The 21,649-nt window shown below is 67.6% G+C and carries 20 protein-coding genes and 1 pseudogene; 10 read left to right on the plus strand and 11 right to left on the minus strand.

Going from position 1 to position 21,649, the window contains the following annotated elements:
* Window positions 1-495 precede the first annotated feature (495 nt).
* From ACWDUA_RS24555 to ACWDUA_RS24565, 3 genes are all read right to left on the minus strand, one after another.
* Window positions 496-1,068: a dihydrofolate reductase family protein gene (locus tag ACWDUA_RS24555; protein WP_449753643.1), complete on the minus strand. Its 573-nt coding sequence runs from the start codon at window positions 1,066-1,068 to the stop codon at window positions 496-498.
* Complete coding sequence (locus tag ACWDUA_RS24560; protein ID WP_449753644.1) at window positions 1,068-2,006, minus strand: helix-turn-helix domain-containing protein; 939 nt, start codon at window positions 2,004-2,006, stop codon at window positions 1,068-1,070. The genes ACWDUA_RS24555 and ACWDUA_RS24560 overlap by 1 nt, the downstream gene beginning before the upstream one ends.
* Before the next feature lie 102 nt (window positions 2,007-2,108).
* Window positions 2,109-3,182, minus strand: a complete 1,074-nt coding sequence (locus ACWDUA_RS24565; RefSeq protein ID WP_449753645.1) for an NAD(P)H-dependent amine dehydrogenase family protein — start codon at window positions 3,180-3,182, stop codon at window positions 2,109-2,111.
* 114 nt (window positions 3,183-3,296) lie between these two features.
* Here ACWDUA_RS24565 and ACWDUA_RS24570 point away from each other — a divergent pair, with 114 nt between their 5' ends.
* The 4 genes from ACWDUA_RS24570 (at window position 3,297) to ACWDUA_RS24585 (ending at window position 6,868) form a co-directional block, all read left to right on the plus strand.
* Window positions 3,297-4,031, plus strand: a complete 735-nt coding sequence (locus tag ACWDUA_RS24570; RefSeq protein ID WP_053775999.1) for a glucose 1-dehydrogenase — start codon at window positions 3,297-3,299, stop codon at window positions 4,029-4,031.
* Between the two features lie 88 nt (window positions 4,032-4,119).
* Window positions 4,120-5,139 carry an ABC transporter permease gene (locus ACWDUA_RS24575; protein ID WP_449753646.1) on the plus strand — a complete coding sequence of 340 codons (1,020 nt, stop codon included), beginning with the start codon at window positions 4,120-4,122 and terminating at the stop codon, window positions 5,137-5,139.
* A complete protein-coding gene (locus tag ACWDUA_RS24580) occupies window positions 5,136-6,002 on the plus strand; it encodes an ABC transporter ATP-binding protein (protein ID WP_449753647.1) in 867 nt (288 codons plus the stop codon). The genes ACWDUA_RS24575 and ACWDUA_RS24580 overlap by 4 nt, the downstream gene beginning before the upstream one ends.
* A complete protein-coding gene (locus tag ACWDUA_RS24585; RefSeq protein ID WP_449753648.1) occupies window positions 5,999-6,868 on the plus strand; it encodes an ABC transporter ATP-binding protein in 870 nt (289 codons plus the stop codon). The genes ACWDUA_RS24580 and ACWDUA_RS24585 overlap by 4 nt, the downstream gene beginning before the upstream one ends.
* Here ACWDUA_RS24585 and upp read toward each other — a convergent pair.
* The 5 genes from upp to ACWDUA_RS24610 form a co-directional block, all read right to left on the minus strand.
* Window positions 6,853-7,482, minus strand: coding sequence for a uracil phosphoribosyltransferase (gene upp / locus ACWDUA_RS24590; protein ID WP_059039277.1), 630 nt, complete (start codon window positions 7,480-7,482; stop codon window positions 6,853-6,855). The two genes, ACWDUA_RS24585 and upp, sit on opposite strands and share 16 nt — an antisense overlap.
* Window positions 7,483-7,552: 70 nt before the next feature.
* Complete coding sequence (locus ACWDUA_RS24595) at window positions 7,553-8,794, minus strand: URC4/urg3 family protein (protein WP_449753649.1); 1,242 nt, start codon at window positions 8,792-8,794, stop codon at window positions 7,553-7,555.
* Window positions 8,791-10,080 carry a GTP cyclohydrolase II gene (locus tag ACWDUA_RS24600; RefSeq protein ID WP_449753650.1) on the minus strand — a complete coding sequence of 430 codons (1,290 nt, stop codon included), beginning with the start codon at window positions 10,078-10,080 and terminating at the stop codon, window positions 8,791-8,793. The genes ACWDUA_RS24595 and ACWDUA_RS24600 overlap by 4 nt, the downstream gene beginning before the upstream one ends.
* A 262-nt stretch (window positions 10,081-10,342) precedes the next feature.
* Window positions 10,343-12,487 (minus strand): catalase/peroxidase HPI, encoded by a 2,145-nt coding sequence (gene katG / locus ACWDUA_RS24605; protein WP_449753674.1) that lies wholly within the window; start codon window positions 12,485-12,487, stop codon window positions 10,343-10,345.
* Window positions 12,488-12,604: 117 nt separating this feature from the next.
* A complete protein-coding gene (locus ACWDUA_RS24610) occupies window positions 12,605-13,048 on the minus strand; it encodes a Fur family transcriptional regulator (RefSeq protein WP_449753651.1) in 444 nt (147 codons plus the stop codon).
* Between the two features lie 139 nt (window positions 13,049-13,187).
* Here ACWDUA_RS24610 and ACWDUA_RS24615 point away from each other — a divergent pair, with 139 nt between their 5' ends.
* Window positions 13,188-13,958, plus strand: coding sequence for a GNAT family N-acetyltransferase (locus tag ACWDUA_RS24615; protein ID WP_449753652.1), 771 nt, complete (start codon window positions 13,188-13,190; stop codon window positions 13,956-13,958).
* A gap of 11 nt (window positions 13,959-13,969) precedes the next feature.
* Window positions 13,970-14,560, plus strand: coding sequence for a DUF6928 family protein (locus ACWDUA_RS24620; RefSeq protein ID WP_449753653.1), 591 nt, complete (start codon window positions 13,970-13,972; stop codon window positions 14,558-14,560).
* Between the two features lie 234 nt (window positions 14,561-14,794).
* Here ACWDUA_RS24620 and ACWDUA_RS24625 read toward each other — a convergent pair whose 3' ends face one another.
* Entirely contained in the window at window positions 14,795-15,415 is a 621-nt protein-coding gene (locus ACWDUA_RS24625) for a LysE family transporter (RefSeq protein WP_449753654.1), read from the minus strand.
* Between the two features lie 94 nt (window positions 15,416-15,509).
* Here ACWDUA_RS24625 and ACWDUA_RS24630 point away from each other — a divergent pair, with 94 nt between their 5' ends.
* The gene (locus ACWDUA_RS24630) at window positions 15,510-16,469 is read left to right on the plus strand and encodes a hypothetical protein (RefSeq protein WP_449753655.1); all 960 of its coding nucleotides are present in this window, start codon (window positions 15,510-15,512) and stop codon (window positions 16,467-16,469) included.
* On the opposite strand, the pseudogene ACWDUA_RS24635 reads toward ACWDUA_RS24630, so the two are convergent.
* Both ACWDUA_RS24635 and ACWDUA_RS24640 read right to left on the minus strand, forming a co-directional pair.
* A pseudogene (locus ACWDUA_RS24635) lies at window positions 16,459-17,345 on the minus strand (alpha/beta hydrolase). The gene ACWDUA_RS24630 and the pseudogene ACWDUA_RS24635 overlap by 11 nt on opposite strands.
* Before the next feature lies 1 nt (window position 17,346).
* Window positions 17,347-18,669: a vWA domain-containing protein gene (locus tag ACWDUA_RS24640; RefSeq protein ID WP_449753675.1), complete on the minus strand. Its 1,323-nt coding sequence runs from the start codon at window positions 18,667-18,669 to the stop codon at window positions 17,347-17,349.
* A 117-nt stretch (window positions 18,670-18,786) separates the two neighbouring features.
* Here ACWDUA_RS24640 and ACWDUA_RS24645 point away from each other — a divergent pair, with 117 nt between their 5' ends.
* From ACWDUA_RS24645 to gdhA, 3 genes are all read left to right on the plus strand, one after another.
* On the plus strand, window positions 18,787-19,218 hold the full coding sequence (locus tag ACWDUA_RS24645) for a PPOX class F420-dependent oxidoreductase (RefSeq protein ID WP_449753656.1): 432 nt from the start codon (window positions 18,787-18,789) through the stop codon (window positions 19,216-19,218).
* A 270-nt stretch (window positions 19,219-19,488) separates the two neighbouring features.
* Window positions 19,489-19,842: a hypothetical protein gene (locus ACWDUA_RS24650; protein ID WP_449753657.1), complete on the plus strand. Its 354-nt coding sequence runs from the start codon at window positions 19,489-19,491 to the stop codon at window positions 19,840-19,842.
* Between the two features lie 150 nt (window positions 19,843-19,992).
* Window positions 19,993-21,342 (plus strand): NADP-specific glutamate dehydrogenase, encoded by a 1,350-nt coding sequence (gene gdhA / locus ACWDUA_RS24655; protein WP_449753658.1) that lies wholly within the window; start codon window positions 19,993-19,995, stop codon window positions 21,340-21,342.
* The last annotated feature ends 307 nt before the right edge of the window (window positions 21,343-21,649 follow it).

Genomic DNA, 21,649 nt, shown 5'->3' on the forward strand with positions numbered 1-21,649 from the left:
ACGTGACTACCTCGGAGGTGGTCGCTGTCGTGCGTGGGTTGCGGTGATTTCGACTCGGGTCCTCGCGATGCTGGGTCCCGGCTCAATCAGCAACCGGGCGTTGGTGGTTGAGCCATTGAGGAGCGGAGCGACGAGGTGTGTCGAAGCCTCGGTCGGCCAGATTCGGTACGTGACTACCTCGGAGGTGGTCGCTGTCGTGCGTGGGTTGCGGTGATTTCGACTCGGGTCCTCGCGATGCTCGGTCCCGGCTCAATCAGCAACCAGGCGTTGAGGAGCGGAGCGACGAGGCGTGTCGAAACCTCGGTCGGCCAGATTCGGTACGTGACTACTTCGGAGGTGGTCGCTGTCGTGCGTGGGTTGCGGTGATTTCGACTCGGGTCCTCGCGATGCTCGGTCCCGGCTCAATCAGCAACCAGGCGTTGGTGGTTGAGCCGCTGAGGAGCGGAGCGACGAGGCGTGTCGAAACCTCCGCCGGCCGACGTCGGATGGTGGCAACTACCGAGGGTTGTTGTCGCTATCGGTTCCCGTATCCCGCGCACCCTTCACCGCATATCGGGCACAGAGGAACGCGGCGTTGCGGCCGTACTCGATCAGCTCGAGGTCGAACGGCCGGGTGAACAGTGGACGTCCGCTACCGAGGGTGACCGGCGCGATCGACACCTCGATCTCGTCGAGCATCCCCGCGTCGGCGAACTGGGCGGCGAGATCCCCACCGCCGACCACCCAGACGTCCTTGCCGTCGGCGGCTGCCACCAGTTCGTCCCGGAACTCACCCGGGGAGCCGGCCACCACCCGGATGGAGCCGGCGACCGGGGCGATCTCACGATGGGTGAACACGAACGACGGTTCGGTGTATGGCCAGGGCCGGGCCTCCGACAGCTCGTTGTCGAGTAGCCACTGGTATGTCGTGGCGCCCATGACGATCGTCCCCACCTGCTTGCCGAAGTCGTTCATGTTGCCGAACCCGTCCTCGTCGTGCGGTTGACTCAGCAACCAGCCTAGGTCGTCGTGCTCGTCGGCGAGGAACCCGTCGAGGGTGGTGGCGGTGTAGTAGCGGAAGCGGGTCATCAGAATCCTCCGGATCGGTTGCGGTGCCAGATGATGGGATCGGGATCGAGCGCTGGGGCGAGGACGTCCACTCCGGCCTCGCGCAGCATCATGCGCAGGAGGAGCCGACGATGTGCGGCGAAGGTGAGCACATGGGTGACGATCTGCGACAACAGGAATGACTCGGGTGGGTCGCACAGTGCGTCGATCACCCGATCCGACCACGCCTGCCGCCGGTCGATGTCCCGGACGAGTGCGAGCCAGCGGCCGGCCACCGTCGGATGCATCAGTGTCAGCGCGTCGAGATCGTCGCTCCCGAGGTCGGGGTGGTCGCCGCCCTCGATGGACGCCAGCCACGGCAGTTTGTCGGTGACCAGATGGTGCAGGACCTGGGCGATCGACTCGTCGGGTTCCTGCCACGCCATGATCTGATTGCGCGGCAGTCGGACTCGTCGGTACTCGGTCTCCGACACCGCTGCTGCTGCCTCGAGGAGGGCCGTCACGTCGTCGAGGTCGTGGCGCACCATCATCGCCACCACGTCCCCGGCGGTCTCCTCGACGGTTTCACCCGCGTCGACGTACAGCACCGTCGGCGAATGGAAGTGGATTCCGTTGGGGGCAGGAAGCCAGTGTCCGCGTTCGGAAGTCGACGCCGTGGCGCTGGGCGGATGGCCGAACGCCCGGGTGAAGGCCCGGCTGAAGCCCTCGACGGAGTCGTATCCGGAGTCGAAGGCGACGTCGGTCACGCTGTGGCCGCGCTGCAGGTACCAGGCGGCCCGTTCGAGTGTGACGCGCCGTCGCAGCGCGACCGGTGCCTCGCCGGTGCTCCGGGAGACCTGTCGGCTGAAGTGGAATGCCGAGGAGTGCGCGCCGGCGGCCATCCCGGCCAGTTGTGTGCCGTCTTGGTCGAGGACGGCGTCGAGCAGTTCCCGGAGTCGGTCGGCGCCGTTCTCGGTCATCGGGGACTCGTCCTGACAGGAGGTCTCGTCGTCATGACAGCAAGTATCGACGCCGCGGCGATGTCCGCGCTTGACCGTTCTTGCCCTTTGGAGGCGAGGTGCTCAGCTCACGGCGAGTGCGGGACCCGGGATCAGCGGCAGGTCGATGGTCGTGCGGATGCCGGCGGGTCCGTCGACGACGGCCGGGATCGCGTTCACGATGCGTCCGACCGCCGCCACGATCGCGGCATGGTTGTGGTCGCCCCTGGTGCTGGTCGGGCAGATGTCGATCCGATAGGAGGGCTCGCCGACGATCTCCACGCGGTAACACCCGCCCGGTTGCGCCGGTTGTGCCCAATCGGGCCGCAGATCGGCGCGCAAACGTGTCACGTGTTCGACGACGATCGCCGGCCGGCCGTCGACGATCCCGGCGATCTCGAACCGTACCGCCGCCCGGGTCCCGGCCGCGACGGTGCCGGTGGCGATCGTCAGATCCTCTGGTGCTGCGGCACTGTCATGACTTTCGGTGATCTCGTCGATGGTCACGCCGAGCGCGCCGGCCAGCTGGTGGATGGTGGTGCCCCAGGCGAGTGCGAGAATGCCGGGCAGGAACAGCATCGGGGTCTCGTCGAGGGGCTTGCCGAAGCCCATCACGTCGACCATCACCTCGGCGCCGTCGTAGGTGGCGTAGTCGGCGATCTCCATGCACCGGATCTGCTCGACACGTTGACATGTGCCGGTGAACACCAACGGGATCAGATCGTTGGCGAAGCCGGGATCGACCCCGGTGATGAAGATGCTCGTATCGTTGTCGGCGGTGATGCGCTGCAGTCGGGCTATCGCCTTCTCCGGCACCGCGCCCCACGGGTACTGCAACGGAACCGGCGCCGACCCGACGACGTCGATACCTGCTCCGAGGATTCGGCTGACGTCGTCGAATGCCTCGATCGGGCGTGTGTCACCCATGGCGCAGTACACGATGCACGCGGGGTCGAGGGCGATGAGGGCGTCGAGATCGTGGCCCGCGGTGACGCCGGTCGACATCTCGAGCCCGGCCAGCGTGCCGGCGTCCACGCCGACCTTGTCCGGGTTGTACACCACGACCCCGACGAGCTCGAAGCGTGGGTCCTCGATCAGTTGGGTGAGGGCGAGTCTGCCCGCATTTCCGGTCCCGACCAGCCCTACACGGATCGCCATCGTCGGCCTGCCTCCTGTTGCATGAACACCTGTCCGGACTTCTGTCCAAACAGTAGACCACATCAATTCTAGAACGTGTTCTCATTCGGCTGTTTGCGCTGTAAGGTCCCTGCCATGGGACGTGTAGACGACAAGGTTGCAGTGATCACCGGGGGTGCCCGCGGCATGGGCGCCGAGCATGCGCGAGCCCTGGTCGCCGAGGGTGCGAAGGTGGTGATCGGGGACATCCTCGACGACCCGGGCAAGGCCCTGGCCGACGAGTTGGGGGAATCGGCGCGCTATCTCCACCTCGACGTGACCTCGCCCGAGGACTGGCAGACCGCGGTGGCGACGGCGACCGGGGAGTTCGGCAAGCTCAACGTGCTCGTGAACAATGCCGGGATCGTCAACGGCTCGACGATCCAGAAGTTCCGCCTGGACAAGTGGAAGCAGATCATCGACGTCAACCTGACCGGAACCTTCCTCGGCATCCAGGCCGTCGCCGATCCGATGATCGCGGCCGGCGGCGGATCGATCATCAACGTGTCGTCGGTCGAGGGTCTGCGGGGCAGTCCGTGGGCGCACGGCTACGTCGCGTCCAAGTGGGGTGTCCGGGGACTGGCCAAGTCGGCCGCGCTCGAGCTGGCGCCACACAATGTGCGGGTCAACTCGATCCACCCGGGACTCATCCGCACACCCATGACCGAAGGGTTGCCCGAGGACATGGTGAAGGTGCCGCTCGGGCGCGCCGCCGAATCCGCGGAGGTCTCGACCTTCGTCGTCTTCCTCGCCAGTGACGAGTCGTCGTATGCCACCGGTTCGGAGTTCGTGATGGACGGCGGCCTCTCCGCGGACGTCCCGCACAAATAGCGGGCATCCCGGACATATCCGGTGCGAGCGGTGGATGCGTCCGGTGAATCGCCGACCCGGGGACCGGGGCGTCCCCTAGCCTCGACCCATGCGGGCGATGATCGTCAAGGAGTTCCGCGAACTCCTACGGGACCGACGCACCCTGGCGATGCTGGTGGTGATGCCGCTGCTGTTGCTGATCATCTTCGGTTACGCCGCCAACTTCTACGTGTCGTCGGTCGACACCGCGGTGGTGGGTCCGCAGGCGCAGCAGGTCGCCGAGGCACTGCCCCCATATTTCGACGTCACCCGTACCGATTCGGGACAAGGTGATTCCGCGGTTCGGGACATGTTGCAGGACAACGCCGTCGACGTCGGGATCGTGACCGGGGTGAATCCACCGGTGGTCTATGTCGACGGATCCAATCTCTTCGCCGCGGAATCGACCGTCGGGGTGCTCAACCGGCTCGGCGACAAGGTGCACACCGATGTCTTGTTCAATCCCGACCTCAAGACCGCCTGGGTGATGGTGCCGGCCATCATCGGACTGATCCTGCTGTTCATCGGCACGATCATCACCAGCATCGGTCTGGTCCGCGAACGGGAGGCCGGCACCCTCGAACAACTCGCGGTGATGCCGATCCGCCCCACCCAGGTCATCCTCGGCAAGATCGCCCCGTACTTCCTGCTCGCCGCGATCGACATGGGCATCATCACGGTGCTCGGGATGGTGCTGTTCGACGTTCCGTTCAACGGTGACCCCGCGGTGTTCGTCCTCGGGGCCGCACTGTTCTTGTTCGTGGTACTCGGTGTGGGGGTGTTCATCTCGACCATCTCGCAGACCACCGGGCAGGCCATCCAGACCGCATTCTTCTTCCTGATCCCGCAGATCCTGTTGTCGGGGATGATCTTTCCGCTCGATGCGATGGCCGCCGGGGTCCGCTGGATAGGTTATCTGCTGCCGCTGACGTACTTCACGATGATCTCGCAGGGCGTGATGCTGCGGGGTGCACCCATCCAGTCGCTGTGGCTGCCGCTGGTGGTGCTCGCCGGAATGGCGGTGGTGGTGTTCGTCGGTGCGACCCTCCGGTTCCGCCGCGACCTCGCCCCCGGATCGGGCCGGACATGAGCGCGTCGGCCCACGGCATCGGGGTCTGCTTCGGTGCTCGACGCGCCCTCGGTGGCGCCGGGACCGGCGGGGTCGACGTCGATGTCCCCGACGGTGCAGTGGTCGCGGTGGTGGGCGGCGACGGGGCGGGCAAGACCACGTTGCTGCGCGTGTTCGCCGGTGAGATCGTTCCCGGCGACGGACACACCGACCTCCCGCCGAAGGCCGAGATCGGCTATCTGTGCGCAGGGCCGGGGAGTTGGGGGGCGCTCACGGTCACCCAGAACCTCGACTTCGTCGGCGGCTGCTATGGACTCCACGGGGAGCCACTGACCCGACGCCGCGACGAGCTGATCGACCGCAGCGGGTTGCGGGTTGCCGCCCACCGGCGCGCGTCGGCGCTCTCGGGTGGGATGCGTCGCAAACTCGGCGCCGCCATGGCGATGATCCACCGTCCGGCGCTGCTGATCCTCGACGAACCGAGCACCGGTGTCGACCCGGTCAGCCGGATCGAACTGTGGCGCATGATCTCCGACGCCGCCGCCGACGGTGCGGCGGTGATCATGTCGACCACCTACCTCGACGAGGCCGAGCGAGCGTCGCGACTCGTCGTCCTCGACGATGGGCAGATCCTCACCGACGGCTCGTTCGATGACGTGCGTGCCGGTTTCGCCGGCGCGGTCACCGCCGGCCCGCATCCGGTGCGCCCCGAATGGTCGTGGCGTCGCGGCCGGACCCGGCACGAGTACTGGCCCGACGGTCTCGCCCCGGGTACCTCGCAGGCCACCGTCGCCCCCGATCTGGAGGACATCGTCGTCGCCCTGTCGTTGCGGCGTCGGGTGGCGGTCGGCACCTCGGGTGGCCACCAGGGCGGTGCACCGTGAGCACGCCGGTCGTCACCGCCTCGGCACTGACCCGCCGCTTCGGGTCGTTCACCGCCGTCGACGACGTCACCTTCACGGTGTCGCCGGGGGAGGTGGTCGGACTGCTCGGTGCCAACGGCGCGGGCAAGACGACGGTGATCCGGATGCTGCTCGGGCTGCTCGCACCGAGTGCCGGCTCGGTGGGCCTGTTCGGCGGTCCACCCGCACACCGTGCACGCGCACGCCTGGGATATGTACCGCAGAACCTCGGGCTCTACCGGGATCTCACCGTCGCCGAGAACCTCGCGTTCACCGCCGACATCTACGGCGTCGAGGTGCCCGCCCTGACATCCGATCTCGCGGACCGCGCCGACACGCTGGTCGGTGACCTCGCCCTGGGCGCACAACGTCAGGCTGCCTTCACCGTCGCACTGGCACATCATCCGGAGGTGCTGGTGCTCGACGAGCCGACCTCCGGGGTGGACGCGCTGTCGCGCTCACGCCTCTGGGACACCATCGGCGAGCAGGCGGAGGCGGGGGTCGCGGTGCTGGTCACCACCCACTACATGGAGGAGGCGCAGGAGTGTGACCGGCTGCTGTTGATGTCGTCGGGGCGGCTGGTGGCGCAGGGTACCGAGGCCGATGTGATCGGCGGACTGCAGGCCACCCGTGTGCGCTCCGACGACTGGTCGGCCACATTCACCGTCCTCGCCGACGCCGGTCTCCCGGTGATCCTGTCGGGCACCACGATCCGTGTCGCAGCGACCCCACCAGACCAGGTCGCCGCGGTGCTGTCGGCACGCGGCATCACCGTCGACGTCGACGAGGTGCCGGGCACCATCGAGGAGCGGATGCTGGTCCTCGCCCGGGATCAGGCGGTGCCGTAGATCCGGTCGCCCGCATCACCGAGGCCCGGCAGGATGTAGCCGTTCGCGTCGAGTTCGCGGTCGACCGCGGCGGTGAACACCGGTACATCGGGATGGGCGCCCTGCAACATGGCCAACCCCTCGGGGCACGCCAGTAGGCAGACGAACCGGATGGACCTGGGCCGGTACTCCTTGATCCGGTCCACCGCGGCGACCGCCGAATGTCCGGTCGCCAGCAGCGGATCCACCACCACCACGTCACGCTCGTCGAGATCCTTGGGCATCTTGAAGTAGTACTCCACCGCCACATGGGTTTTCGGGTCACGGTAGAGGCCGATGTGGCCGATGCGTGCGCCCGGCACGACGGTCAGCATGCCGTCGGCGATGGAGGTGCCGCCTCGCAGGACGGAGGCGAACACGAGCTTCTTGCCGTCGATCACCATGCCGGTGGTGACCTCCATCGGGGTCTCCACCTTGATCTCCTGCATCGGGATGTCGGCGAGTACGTCGTAGGCCATCAGCGTGGAGATCTCGTTGAGCAGGCGCCGGAAGTCGTTGGTGGAGGTCTCCTTCTGGCGCATCAGGGTCAGCTTGTGCTGGACCAGCGGATGATCGATGACGTGTACGTCGCTCATGGTGGCGTTCTCCTCGAGTCCGGCAATCGTTGCGGGGATTGAGTTTCGGCGGCCTGGTGCGCTCGCGCGCTCAGAACACGGTGCCGTCGCTGGCGATCTGCAACGGCGGCAAGCCGTTGCGTCGGATGGCGGCCAGTTCGCGACCGGCGGCCCAGGTACCGCCCTCGAGCACACAGGCCAGGGGCAGCGACGCCGGGTCGACGCCGAGGGCATCGGCGACGCGCGGTGCGATCTCGTCGAGCAGGGCGACGGTCAGGGCCCGCCACTCGACGACCAGTTCGTCTCCGACCTGCCATAGGGTGTCGGGGGCATCGGCCGGGCGGGGAGTCAGGACCCCGGTGTCGATCAACAGTCCGCCGTTGCGGTATTCGGGCAGCGCGGTGAGATCGCCGAGTCCGGTCACCTCCACCCCGGCCCACGAGAACGGTTCCAGCAGTGAGTAGGTGAGCCACTGTGACAGCTTGTGGAACGGCATCCACCCGTCGGTGCCTGCCGTGATGTGCTCGCCGCGGACCGCCGGATGCGGCCAGCAGTCGCCGAGTGGTACGTCGCCGATGTGGTTCCCGGCGAGCCAGATCGGCGAGAGGGTGTCGAGCAGCGTCGACAGGATATCGTGCGCACCAACCGTTTCCGCACCGGAGAGGTGATCGAACAGGCCGCCGGGCCGGGCGTCGGCGTAGACCTCGGTGTTCGCGTCGAGGGCATCGGCGAGGCGATGCAGCAGTGCGGTGCGCCCCTCGAGTCCGACCAGCGGTGTCCGGTCGGTGACACCGAACGCGGCGGCGAGCCGGTCGGCTGTCAGCGCGCGCAGACCGGCGGCGTCCACACGGAGTGGATCGGTCGGGTCGCCGGAGAACACCCCGTCGAAGAATGCGTGGACGCTGCCGACGGCGAGACCTTCCGACCGGGTGAATCGCAGTCCGGTTCCCGGCTCGTCGAAGAACCAGTCGGGTCCGGCACCGGCGTCGAGCAGCACGCTGACCAGTGCCAGATCGATCTGGGCACGCGCCCGTGTCGCGGTGTCGACCGATCCGAGGCGACGGTCGAGGTCGGCGGCCCGATCCACGCCCCCGGCCTCCACGTGTCGCCAGCGACTGTGGAACGGGATGTCGAGAGTGGGGTAGCGGCGGCGGGTCACCTCGGCGACGAGTGCCACCGCGGCGGCGAGTCGATCGTCGTCGACGCGGAACCACGCCGACTCGCCCGCACGCGCGCGAGCGATGAGGAGCCCTGCCCGCGAACGGATCTCGTCGGTGCGGCGAAGGACGGCAGCCGCCGCGGCATCGGTGGTGGGCTCGGTGGTGACGCTCATCCCGACAACCCCCGGCCCTTGACCTGACGTAGGTCATCGGTGGTCGGGACGGCTCCGCTGGTGAAGTAGCCGGCGGCCATCTTGGCGTCGATCTCCACGCGGGCGTCGGCGGGGACGAGCTCAGCGGGGATGTCGACGCGTTCGCCGACCTCGATACCGGAGCCGGTGATCGCGTCGTACTTCATGTTGCTCATCGACACCAGCCGGTGGATCCTGGTGATCCCCAGCCAGTGCAGGACATCGGGCATCAATTCCTGGAAACGCATGTCCTGAACGCCGGCAACACATTCTGTGCGGGCGAAGTACTGGTCGGCGGTGTCGCCGCCCTCCTGCCGCTTACGCGCGTTGTAGACCAGGAACTTGGTGACCTCACCGAGTGCGCGACCTTCCTTGCGGGAGTAGGAAACCAGACCCACCCCGCCACGCTGGGCGCCCTGAATGCACTCTTCGATGGCATGAGTCAGATAGGGCCGACAGGTGCAGATGTCCGAGCCGAACACATCCGACCCGTTGCATTCGTCGTGGACGCGGGCGGTGAGTTCGACCGCCGGATTCGACAGGTCTTGCGGGTCACCGAAGATGTAGATCGTCTGGCCGCCGATCGGCGGGAGGAACACCTCGAGGTCGGACCGGGTCACCAGCTCGGGATACATGCCGCCGGTCTCCTCGAAGAGCGTGCGCCGTAGGTCGGTCTCGCTGCATCCGAAGCGGGCGGCGACGCCGGGCAGCCACCACACCGGCTCCACGGCCGCCTTGGTGACCAGTGCGGCGCCGGTCGGCATCAGGAACTTGCCGTCGGGCTGCAGTCGGCCCCGGGCGATCGCGTCGGCGATCTCCGGGAGGATCACGTGCGCCTTGGTCACCGCGATCGTCGGACGGATGTCGTATCCGGATGCGAGCAGTTGCGGGAACGACTCGGCGACGGTCGCGCCCCACGGGTCGAGGCTGACGATCGCGGTGGGATCGGCCCACTGCGGATGCGGTCCGATCACGTCGGTGGGCGAGGTGTTGGTCAGGTCCGCGCGATGCTCACGCGACAGTGCCCCGGCGGCGACGGCGAGCGCCCGGTAGACGCTGTAGGAGCCACTGTGCGTGCCGATCACATTGCGATGGGCACGATCGGTGGTGGTGGCGATCACCGGCCCGCGCTCGGCGGCGGTGGCCGCACCCCAGGAGATCTGCGGTGCACCGAATCCGGCGCTGTGCGAGGTCAATCGGATGTGGCCGGGGGATCGGGGCGCGGTGCGCACCGTATCGGGGGCAGAGCTCTCGGATGCGGTCGACATGGCCACTCCTTTGCGTCCAGTGGTGAACGACCCGCCGCGGACGGTGATGCCGGCGCCGTTCCCCTCATCGGGAAACCGCCAGCATAATCACATCCACATCGATGCGCCGGATATGCAATCGCGCGATCACCGTCCCGACATCACCGCGTTACCCGCACCTTCGGCCGAGACGGCGATGGCGCCCAGGGAACCCCTGGGCGCCATCGATATTCGGTTACCGTTACGCTCCGGTGACCGAGGCCACCGGGTGTTCAGCAGCTGATCAGACCAGCTCGAACCGGTCGAGTTCCATCACCTTGGTCCACGCGGCGACGAAGTCGGCGACGAAGGTCTCCGCAGAGGTGTCCTCGGCGTAGGCCTCGGCGAGGGCACGCAGCTCGGAGTTGGCGGCGAAGGCCAGATCGACCCGGCTGCCGGTCCACTTCTTGTCGCCCGACTTGCGGTCGGTCGCCACGAAGGTCCCGTCCTCGTTCTTGGCCCACTTCACACCCATGTCCAGGATGTTGACGAAGTAGTCGTTCGTCAGTGTGCCCGGGTTCTCGGTGAGCACACCGAGGCTCGAGCCCTGGTAGGTCGCACCGAGCACGCGCAGACCACCGACCAGCACGGTCATCTCCGGCGCCGACAGGGTCAGCAGCGAGGCCTTGTCGAGCAGGTTGTACTCCGCGGAGAGCTGGTTGCCCTTGCCCTCGTAGTTGCGGAAGCCGTCGTAGCTGGTCTCCAGGTGGGTGGCCGAATCGGCGTCGGTCTCCGCCTGGGTGGCGTCGGTACGACCCGGGGTGAACGGCACCGACACGCTGATGCCGGCGTCCTTGGCGGCCTTCTCGATCGCAGCGACGCCGCCGAGCACCACCAGGTCGGCGAAGGACACCGTGGCGCCCGCCTCACCGGTGAACGACCCCTGGATCTCCTCGAGCACGCGGATCACCTGGGCCAGCTCGTCGGGTTCGTTGCTCTCGAAGCCCAACTGCGGCTGCAGGCGGATCCGGCCACCGTTGGCGCCACCGCGGTAATCGCTGCCACGGAAGGTCGACGCGGCCTTCCATGCGGTCGAGACGAGCTGTGCGACAGTCAGTCCCGAGTCGACCAGCGCGGTCTTGAGATTCGCGACGTCGGCGTCGGAGATGACCGCACCGGCCTGAGCGGGGACGTTGTCCTGCCACAGGTAGGTCTCGCTCGGAGCCAGCGGTCCGCGGTAGCGGACGGCCGGACCCATGTCGCGGTGCAGCAGCTTGAACCAGGCCTTGGCGAACTCCTCGGCCAGCTCCTCCGGGTGATCGAGCCAACGGCGGGTGATCTCGCCGTAGACCGGATCGAACCGCAGGGTGAGGTCGGTGGTCAGCATCGACGGATGGGTCTTGCCGTCGCCGAATGCCTGCGGGACCGAGTTGGCCCAGCCGCCGTCCTTGGGCTGCCACTGGAAGGCGCCGGCGGGGCTCTTGGTGAGCTCCCACTCGTTGCCGTACAGGATCTCCAGGAAGGAGTTGTCCCACTTGGTGGGGGTGTGGGTCCAGATCACCTCGAGGCCCGAGGTGATGGCGTCGGGGCCGACGCCGGTGCCCTGCGGGTTGACCCAGCCGAGGCCGACGTTCTCCAGCGGTGACGCCTCGGGCTCGGGGCCGAGCTTGTCGGCATCGCCGTTGCCGTGGGTCTTGCCGAAGGTGTGGCCGCCGACGATCAGTGCGGCGGTCTCGATGTCGTTCATCGCCATCCGGCCGAACGTGTCGCGGATGTCCTGTGCGGCGGCGAGGTAGTCCGGCTTGCCTTCGGGGCCTTCGGGATTGACGTAGATCAGACCCATCGTGGTGGCGGCGAGCGGGTTCTCCAGATCACGCTCGCCGGAGTAGCGGGCGTTGGTGCCCAGCCAGGTCGACTCGGCGCCCCAGTAGACCTCTTCCGGCTCCCACTCGTCCGGACGACCGAACGCGAAGCCCTTGGTCTTGAAGCCCATGTCCTCGAGGGCGACGTTGCCGGCGAGCACGATCAGGTCCGCCCAGCTGATGGACTTGCCGTACTTCTTCTTGACCGGCCACAGCAGACGACGGGCCTTGTCCAGGCTGACGTTGTCGGGCCAGCTGTTCAGCGGGGCGAACCGCTGCATGCCGGTACCGCCGCCGCCACGGCCGTCCTCCACGCGGTAGGTACCTGCGGCGTGCCACGACATGCGGATGAACAGGGGTCCATAGTGACCGAAGTCGGCGGGCCACCACTCCTGCGAGTCCCGCATGAGCGTCTTCAGGTCGGCGACCAGTCCGTCGACGTCGAGCGACGTGAGTGCCTCGGCGTAGTCGAAGTCGGTGTCACGCGGGCTGATGACGGCCGGATTATGTGCCAGCACACGGAGATTCAGGCGTTCCGGCCACCACTGGTCGTTGCCGCCACCCTCCACCGGGGGACGGATGTGCATCGGGCAGCCGGCCGGTGGCTCTCCGGCGTCGGTGTTCGCCGCGCCAATCGGGGGATGTTCGGTTGCGGTTTCGTCAGACACGACAGTCCTTTCGATGATGAGTGATGCGGGCTGCGATCACTGTGTTGACTCTGGTGGACGCGAGGCCGCGCAGGTCGGGCACAGCCCCCAGTAGATGACCTCGGCCTCGTCGAGGATGAAACCGTGACTGTCTGACGCTGTCAGACAGGGGGTTTCGCCTACGGCACAGTCGACGTCGCCGATCGTGCCGCATACACGACACACGGCGTGGTGATGATTGTCGCCGACGCGTGCCTCGTACCTGGCCAGGTGGCCCTGCGGCTGGATCCGACGGACCAGGCCGACCTCGGTGAGGGCGGACAGTACGTCGTAGACGGCCTGCAGGGAGACCTCGGGGAGTTCGAGCCGCGCTGCCTTGTGGATCGAGTCGGTGTCCGCGTGCGGATGCGCGTGGACTGCCTCGAGTACCGCCACCCTGGGTCGGGTGACGCGGAGTTCTGCTCCCCGCAGCAGTGCGGTGAAATCCGGTGAGGAGGTCACGCAGACCAGTATGCACGCTTTTCTGGAATCGTTCAGGTTTTTGCTCGAATTGAGACGGTCGCGCCACCCGGGGAAGTACTCACCAGGCGCTTCGATCCCCGAAGGGTCGGGCAGATCACACACGTGCGAGTCTAGTGCCGTGTCGTGGTCAGCGGAGCGGATCGTCGAAGAGTCGGTTCGGTGGAAGTCGTCCTGGCATCCGGACGGATCCGTTCACATCGTCGACGGTCCGTGCGAGTTCTATCTCGAGCACGGTGTCGCGACGCTCCTGCAGTACCACGCCGACCGGGCTGTCGACCCGGTCGCCGCACTCGACGAGGCCGCCGCGACGACACTCGCACACGGTGCCGCCACACTGCGATTCACCGCCGGTGTCGGGGTGTTCGCTGGACTCACCGATGCCGAACTGGCCGGCCGAGGGGCCCACACCGTCGCGGTCGTCGACGTCATCGCCGGTGAACCCTCGGCGGACCTCGTGGCGTCCATCCCGCTACCCGCCGAGGTGACCGTGCACCGCGTGGCCACCGAGAACGACGTCGCCGAGTTCGCCACGATCTCGCGACAGGCATGGGGGTTCGAACCCCACGCGCTACGCGATCCGGGTTTCCGGGTCGACGACGAGCACATCCGCCTGTTCGTGGCCCGGATCGACGGTGACCCGGTCGGAGCCGGTGGCTACGAGCGCGTCGGCGCGGTCGCCCGGATGTGGGGGGCCGCCATCATTCCCGACGCCCGCGGCCGCGGCGCCTATCGGGCATTGGTCGCCGCCCGCCTCGCCGACGCCCGGGCGCTCGGCGCCGGGCTGGTGATCATCCACGCCGAACAGACCTCGTCGCCGATCCTGCAGCGACTCGGTTTCGGTCGGTTCGCCGAACGACGCCTCACGTCGATACCACTCACCGCTGGGTAGCGTCACGCCCCATGGGCATGAAGTGCTGGTTCCTCGTCTACACCGACGGCGATGCCCGAGAGGTCCTGCGGCGCCCGCCGACGATCGACATCGCCGCCACCGACACACTCGTCCGAGGACTGTACGGTCCTCTGCGATTCGTCGCCGACGGTGACCTCCTGCAGTCGGCCGACCCCCGCGCCGGGAAGGTCGCCGCAGCCTGCTTCGACGGAGCGACCATCATGGCGGCCGAGCAACTCGCCGTCGGTCCCCTCGACCTCGACCTCCGATTCCACTCCGCTGCCCAAGGTCGCGCGATCTATTTGTTCGGACTGCACAGCGTGAGCGAGTGGGGATCGTTCGGCTGGTGGGACGCCGACGGCCACCTCATCCGGGCATTCAGCGGAAGCGGCGACACCGGATTCGGCGAGAATCTCGGTCCGGCGCTCCCGTTCGAGGCAGGCGTCGAATCCCACGAACGCTACGACGGCGAGTCGTGGCCGTCGCCGACCGAACTCGTCGAAGAAGCACTCGCCGACCGCATCGGATTCCGATTCGAGGGTGTGCGGGTCCCCGGTGGGCCGCGGCCGTCCGAGATTCCGATGCGGATCTACGCGGTGTGATTCTGCCCGGTGGAAGCCCGCGCGCCCTTGGTGCTCGCGTCTGGTGTGATTCTGTCCGGTGGAAGCCCGCGCACCCTTCGTGCTCGCGTCTTCCCTCCTCATCGCCTCGGTCGCACGCTCCCTCGCTCTTCGTCAGTCCAGACCCGAGCCGGGTGCTCGGCTCCGCCGGGCTGGTCGCACGTTCCCTCGCTCTTCGTCAGTCCAGACCCGAGTGTTTGGCTCCGCCGGGCTGGACTAGACGACCGCGAGCAGGATGCCGACCCCGATGAACAGTGCACCGAAGATGAGGTCGAGGCGGCGCTGACCGGTGATGGTGCCGGTCAACCGGGCGAAACCTCGCCCGACCACGGCGAAGAACAGCCACATCACCGCGATGTCGACGGCCACGATGGTCGCGCCGATCAGGGCGTATTGGGTGACGAAGCCGTGCTCCGGTTCGACGAATCCGGGGATGAACGCCAGGAGGAAGACGATCGCCTTCGGGTTGAGCAGATTCACCCCGACGCCGCGGACGAACAACGACCGTGCGGACTGCGGAGTGTCCCCCACGACGGGGTCGTCGGCGGCGACCGGTGTCCGCAGGATCTGCCGGACGCCCAGATAGACGAGATATGCCGCGCCCAGATATCGGATCACGGCGAATGCGGTGGGGGAGCCGGCCACCACCACGCCCAGCCCGGCAGCCACGATCGCCAGCTGGATGATCAGCGCCGCCTGCAGCCCGAGAACACCCCAGATCGTGCGCCGATGACCGACGTTGATCGCATTCGACATGGTGTAGATAGCGCCGGCACCCGGCGTGAAGCTGATCAGCAGACACGCCGCCAACAACGCCGACCACGACGACAACGACACGCAGCCAGCGTAGTGACGCGCCGAGAGTGACCGCACACACGCCGCACGTGCTTGGATCGACATATGGCGTGTCTCCATCGGGATCGGAGCGGGCATGGCGGCTGATCACTCCCGACCTTCCCCCGATTCCCCCAGTGACCCCCGATCTCACGGCGACGCCCCGCCCGAATCGGTCGGAGCGGCGGCCGACGAACTGTACGGTCTGGCGCCGGCCGACTTCACCGCGCGTCGGAACGTCCTCGCCGGTCTCGTCCGCCGCGCCGGTGATCGGGCCCTCGCCGAGCAGATCACAGGACTGCGCCGCCCGACCGTGTCGGCTTGGTTGCTCAACCAGTGGGTGCGCCGCCATCCGGATGGCGTCACCGATCTCACCGATCTCGGAGGCGAACTCCGCGAGGCCCAACGACGCGGTGCGGCCCAGGGGGTCCGCGCGTTGTCGGCCCGACGGCGAGAGGTGGTCACCGCCGCCGCGATCGCCGTCGGCCGCATCGCCGACGACCTCGGGGTGTCGGTGAGTGCGGGAGCCGAACGCGAGATCGTGCAGACCCTGCGCGCCGCGATGGCCGACGCCGACGTCGCCGAAGGACTGGCACGAGGCCGGCTCGCGGTGGCCACCGAATACTCGGGGTTCGGTCCGGCGGCGGTGTTCGCCGTTCCCGAGCCCACCGCCGGCACGGACACAGCGACTCCCGATGACGTCGACGACTCCGCGGGGGAGACTTCGGCACAGGACTCCGCCCGGGCACGACGGGCGGCCGCGGAAGCCGACCTCGCCCGCGCCCGGGCCGATGCAGACCACGCCCGTCGCGCTGCCGATCGGGCCGCGCTGGCGACCGCGGAGGCCACCCACTCCGTCGAGGTCCTGACCGACCAACTCGAACGCCTGCGCGCCGACGTCGCCCGAGTCGAACAGGAACTCGGGTTCGCGCATCGTCGGCACCAGGGTGCCGAAGCCGCCGAACACGCCGCCCACGAGACCCTCGAACGTGCCCGCGAAGCGGTCTCCGCCGCGCACGAACGTCTCGGCGGAGACGAGGCCGGCCTCAGCCGATGACGTCGGCGAGTACCCCGCACTGACGGGCGAAGAACTCCCGGGACACCCCGGCGCGCGGCAGCACCAGGTCGAATCCGTGGAATGCGCCGGGAATGGTGTCCACGGTCACCGGAACCCCGGCCTCTCGCAGCCTGCGGGCGTACTCGAGAGCTTCATCGTGGAAGAGATCGTGGGTCCCGACCCCGATCCACGCCGGTGGCAGCCCCGAGAGATCCTCGTGGCGGCCGGGCACTGCGGTATCCGGGTCGGCGTCACCGAGATACGACGACCAGCCCACACGATTCGACCGCATGCTCCACACCCGATGGTTGCGGGGGTCGTGGCCGGCGTCGGTGGAGCGGTCGTCGAGCATCGGATACACCAACAGCTGGAACACCGGAGACACCTCGCCGGTGTCGCGGCACCGCAGCGCCAACGCGGCGGCGAGTCCGCCCCCGGCGCTGGCCCCGCCGAGGATCACCCGGTCCGGCGACACCTCGGGCTGCCGTGCAAGCCACTCCAGCGCGCGGTGACAGTCCTGCAGGGGGACCGGATAGGCGTGCTTCGGCGCGAGTCGACGGCGGCGACGGTGATCCCGAGTCGCCGCGCGAACTCCCGACACAGCTTGTCGTCCTGGGCCGCCGACCCGATCACATAGCCGCCACCGTGAATCCAGAGCATGGCATGCCCGGACGGTGACGGGGACGGTGGTCGGTGTAACCGAACGCGCACGCCGTCACCGAGGTCGTGGACTTCGACCCCGGCGGGGGTGCGTATCCCGGCGAGCCCTGTGATCCTCTGCAGCACAGGGACGGTCGCCGACATCACGGCATTGCGTGGCAGCACACGCGCTACGAGCCGGAGATCCGGGTGGAACTCGTCGACGGTGTCGGTCATCTCAGCGTCCTCCGAATCGGGCGTCGACGATCCCCAGTCGGATGGCCTCACGCAGCCAGTCCGGGAACTCCGACAGCAGGTGTTCGTACAGGGCTCCGTCGGGAACGGCATCGATGTCGTCGATGGGGAAGAATCCCGCATTGTCGACGACCCGACCCGACAAGGTGTCGAGCTCGGTGAGAACCCCGAATCGATTGCGGCCCAATCCGATGAACTGCCAGAAGATCGGCCGCGCGGCAGCGTCGTGGATGAGTCGACGGATCTGCGGCACCTTGCCGTGGAAACCGCCGTCGGTGAAGAACAGCACCAATACCGGCTGCTGGGCGCCGGAACCGTCGACGGCGTCGAGGATCGCGTTCATGATCGGCAGTTCCTCGTTGACCCCGCCGATCTCGCGGTCGTAGTCGATCTGCGGTCCCAGCGGTGCGCCGTGCTTGCCCTTGAGGTGGATGTAGGTCTCCATCCATTCCTCGGCGTCGGCGACGGTCACGTCCGGCAGCTTCGCGTAGCTGCTGCCGTAGAGGTAGGTCTCGAGGTTGCCGTCGCTGTCGAGTTGGGTGGCCACCGGGATCATCCGTTCCACCACCCGGTGAACGGTCTTCTCCTTGTACAGCCGGCGCATCGACAGCGTCTTGTCGATCACCATGATCACCCGCGCCACCGCACCGGCGGCACCCTTGGTGAGCAGGACCTTGTGCACCTGTTCCTTGCGCAGGTTCAGCGTCTGACGCTTCTCCAGCGAGAGCTTCTCCTCGCCCTTGACCATGCGGATGCCGGGAGTGGCCGCGGGTGCGGGGACAGTGTGCGGTACCGGAGGGGGCGACGATGCGGCGTCGGGGTCGTCGTCCACCACCACGCCGTGCTCCCGGACCAGGGCCGCGAAACCTGCCTCCCACCCGGCGGATTCGCTGCGCAGCTTCCAGTCGGCGCCCCGGCGGTAGATCTCGATCAAGACGGCGGCGCGCTCGACGGTCAGTCCTTCGGCGGGCGCCACGATGGTGGTATCGCCGGCGGTCACGGTGGTGTCGATGCGTGCGCCGCCGAGGGTCGCCGGTGGGTCGATCGAGATCCCGACGGCGATGCGCTCGATCTCCGCGGGTATCCGCCGCAGATCGACGGTCAGTGTCGACGGGCCGGTGAGGCTCACCTCGCCGGATGGGCTCTGCGGGTTGTTGTAGAACACGAAGTCCGCATCGGTGCGAACCGTGCGATCGCCACGGAGCACGAACGCCACCACATCGACCGACGATCCGGTGACGGCGACGGTCAGCACCTCGGCCGCCAGTGTCGTGTTCTCCCCGCGGCCGAGCCTGCGATCACCCATGTGGTTGTGGCCTCCGTCGTCATCGGTGTCGATCACCGACGACCCTACGTGTCCGCGGGAGACCCGGCCGAGGATCGCTGAGGGAATTCCGATCAGCGCCAGGAGGTTGTCGGACCCATGAGCGACACCGACTTCGATCCCCGCACCCTCATCGCGTCGTCCCGCATCGGAATCCTCGCCACCATCCGTGCGAGCGGGCTGCCGCAACTGTCTCCGGTGACCGCCGTCTACGACCGCGACGCCGACGTCATCCACGTCTCGATGACCGAGGGCCGGGCCAAGACCGCCAATCTGCGCCGCGACCCGCGGGCGGCCATCGAGTTCACCTCGCCGGACGGCTACACGTGGGCCACCGCGGAGGGCACGGTCACGTTGATCGGTCCGGGGACCGACCCGAATGGACCAGAGGTCGACGCGCTGGTCGACTACTACCGTCTCGGTGCGGGTGAGCATCCGAACTGGGCGGAGTACCGCGAGGTGATGGTTGCCGACCGGCGGGTGCTGATGAGCCTGACGGTCACCCGCGTGTACGGTGCCGCATTGCGCTGATCGGGATCACGCTCCGTTTCGCTGCGCCGACCAGGTCCTTGCCGGTCGTGAAAGTTTCTTTCCCGGAATCCATTTCGACTCCTGAGGAGCGGTTGACCGGCGCGACTGGACTATTTCTCGTTGTGGGCTACAGTCCATGGCACATCGTTCTCGAGCGAGTGTTCACGAGGGAGTGAGTGCGCCGTGAAAGCGGTTGTCATGGAATGTCGTATCCGTGTATGTGCGAGCGAGGGCCGGGTCCGTCGTCTCGTCGAGAGTGCGCGTAGGGCGGTGACGGAGGCCATCCCGGAATCGGCGCGGTATTCGCTTGTCGTCGAACCCGTCGATTCCGCACTCCTCGCCGGGCAATGGTCGGCTGCCAATCCGACGGTGGCACGATCGGAGCCGGCTCCCGGATGCTCTGACGTCGACATCGCATTCATCGGATCCGCGTGGCTGACCCCGGCACGGCTGGAAAGTCTGTCACGGGACCTGCTCGCCGACATCGAGGCCGATCCGTTCCCCGGGGAGGTGGTGCCGTGGATTCTCACGCTGACCACTGCCGTCGACGACGCGACCCGTCGCCGCCTGGCCCGGGTCCATTCGACCCTCGACCTGGCCGGGTCGGTGCCGATCTCGATGTGATCTGCCGCTCGCGGTGAGTTGACGGACATCGACCATTCGGTATCCGGCATTCCGGTCGTTTCTGTCGAGCGATAGGCTGCGCGGGACCCGTCACGACGGTGTGGCGGTATCCGGTCGCGCGGTGCGGTCGCAAGGGGAAGGACGGGCCAGGTGTCGGTGCTCGATGAGAAGGTGCAGGATCTCTACGACGAGGTGGTCGCGCGCAATCCCGGTGAGGTGGAGTTCCACCAGGCCGCACGTGAGGTGTTCGAGAGTCTCGGCCTGGTCCTGGCCAAACACCCGCATTACGCCGATGCCGGCATCATCGAGCGGCTCTGCGAGCCGGAACGCCAGATCATCTTCCGGGTGCCGTGGGTCGACGACAACGGACAGGTTCGGATCAACCGCGGCTTCCGTGTCGAGTTCAACTCGGCGCTCGGGCCCTACAAGGGTGGTCTGCGGTTCCATCCCAGCGTGTACCTGGGCGTGGTGAAATTCCTCGGTTTCGAACAGATCTTCAAGAACGCGCTCACCGGACTACCGATCGGTGGCGGCAAGGGCGGGTCGGACTTCGACCCCAAGGGTCGCTCCGAGGGCGAGATCATGCGGTTCTGCCAGTCTTTCATGACCGAGCTGTACCGCCACATCGGTGAGTACACCGACGTCCCGGCCGGCGACATCGGTGTGGGTGGCCGCGAGATCGGATACCTGTTCGGGCAGTACAAGCGCATCACCAACCGTTACGAGTCGGGTGTGCTCACCGGCAAGGGACTGTCGTGGGGTGGTTCGCAGGTGCGCCCCGAGGCCACCGGCTATGGTGCGGTGTTCTTCGTCCAGGAGATGCTGGCCGCCGCCGGTGAGTCCATCGAGGGCAAGCGTGTCGTGGTGTCCGGCTCGGGCAATGTCGCCATCCACGCGATCGACAAGATCCACCAGCTCGGCGGCACCGTGGTGGCCTGCTCCGACTCCGGTGGCTACGTGGTCGACGAGGCCGGTATCGATCTGGAGCTCCTCAAGGAGATCAAGGACGTCCGTCGCGGCCGGATCGGCGAGTACGCCGATGCCCGGTCCAGCGCACACCTCGGCGAGCCCGGTTCGTCCATCTGGCAGGTGCCCACCGAGGTCGCGCTCCCGTGCGCCACGCAGAACGAACTCGACGATCAGGACGCGAAGTTCCTGATCAGCAACGGCTGTCGCGTGGTCGCCGAGGGCGCCAACATGCCGGCCACCCCGGCCGCGATCAAGGCCTTCGCGCAGGCAGGCATGTTGTTCGCGCCGGGAAAGGCGGCCAACGCCGGTGGTGTGGCCACGAGTGCACTCGAGATGCAGCAGAACGCTTCACGCGACTCCTGGAGCTTCGAGCACACCGAGCAGCGACTGCAGAAGATCATGCGGGGTATCCACAACACCTGTCTGCAGACCGCCGACGAGTACGGCGCGCCCGGCGACTACGTCCTGGGCGCCAACATCGCGGGCTTCACCCAGGTCGCCGACGCGATGCTCGCTCTCGGCGTCATCTGAGTGATTCGTCGATCACCGTGCGTGCAACGCACGGTGATCGGGCCGATCGGACTGCGCGGCACGGTGATTGAGTAGGGCAGATTGTGTGGCGTGTGGCGCACGGTGATTGAGCCGATGAGGAGCGGAGCGACGAGGCGTGTCGAAATCTCTGCCGGCCGAGCTCGGGACGTGACCACGGCTGACGACGAGGGGCGGTTCCTGCTGGTTCGGTGTGTGGCGCACGGTGATTGAGCCGATGAGGAGCGGAGCGACGAGGCGTGTCGAAATCTCTGCCGGCCGAGCTCGGGACGTGACCACGGCTGACGAC

It is taken from the genome of Gordonia sp. NPDC003376 (genome assembly GCF_053589235.1).

What these genes read in the sequence shown, in the direction of transcription:
- ACWDUA_RS24555 (WP_449753643.1), bottom strand. Translation starts at nt 1,068, where the DNA reads ATGACCCGCTTCCGCTACTACACCGCCACCACCCTCGACGGGTTCCTC.
- ACWDUA_RS24560 (WP_449753644.1), bottom strand. Translation starts at nt 2,006, where the DNA reads ATGACCGAGAACGGCGCCGACCGACTCCGGGAACTGCTCGACGCCGTC.
- ACWDUA_RS24565 (WP_449753645.1), bottom strand. Translation starts at nt 3,182, where the DNA reads ATGGCGATCCGTGTAGGGCTGGTCGGGACCGGAAATGCGGGCAGACTC.
- ACWDUA_RS24570 (WP_053775999.1), top strand. Translation starts at nt 3,297, where the DNA reads ATGGGACGTGTAGACGACAAGGTTGCAGTGATCACCGGGGGTGCCCGC.
- ACWDUA_RS24575 (WP_449753646.1), top strand. Translation starts at nt 4,120, where the DNA reads ATGCGGGCGATGATCGTCAAGGAGTTCCGCGAACTCCTACGGGACCGA.
- ACWDUA_RS24580 (WP_449753647.1), top strand. Translation starts at nt 5,136, where the DNA reads ATGAGCGCGTCGGCCCACGGCATCGGGGTCTGCTTCGGTGCTCGACGC.
- upp (WP_059039277.1), bottom strand. Translation starts at nt 7,482, where the DNA reads ATGAGCGACGTACACGTCATCGATCATCCGCTGGTCCAGCACAAGCTG.
- ACWDUA_RS24595 (WP_449753649.1), bottom strand. Translation starts at nt 8,794, where the DNA reads ATGAGCGTCACCACCGAGCCCACCACCGATGCCGCGGCGGCTGCCGTC.
- ACWDUA_RS24600 (WP_449753650.1), bottom strand. Translation starts at nt 10,080, where the DNA reads ATGTCGACCGCATCCGAGAGCTCTGCCCCCGATACGGTGCGCACCGCG.
- katG (WP_449753674.1), bottom strand. Translation starts at nt 12,487, where the DNA reads ATGCACATCCGTCCCCCGGTGGAGGGTGGCGGCAACGACCAGTGGTGG.
- ACWDUA_RS24620 (WP_449753653.1), top strand. Translation starts at nt 13,970, where the DNA reads ATGGGCATGAAGTGCTGGTTCCTCGTCTACACCGACGGCGATGCCCGA.
- ACWDUA_RS24630 (WP_449753655.1), top strand. Translation starts at nt 15,510, where the DNA reads ATGGCGGCTGATCACTCCCGACCTTCCCCCGATTCCCCCAGTGACCCC.
- ACWDUA_RS24640 (WP_449753675.1), bottom strand. Translation starts at nt 18,669, where the DNA reads ATGGGTGATCGCAGGCTCGGCCGCGGGGAGAACACGACACTGGCGGCC.
- ACWDUA_RS24645 (WP_449753656.1), top strand. Translation starts at nt 18,787, where the DNA reads ATGAGCGACACCGACTTCGATCCCCGCACCCTCATCGCGTCGTCCCGC.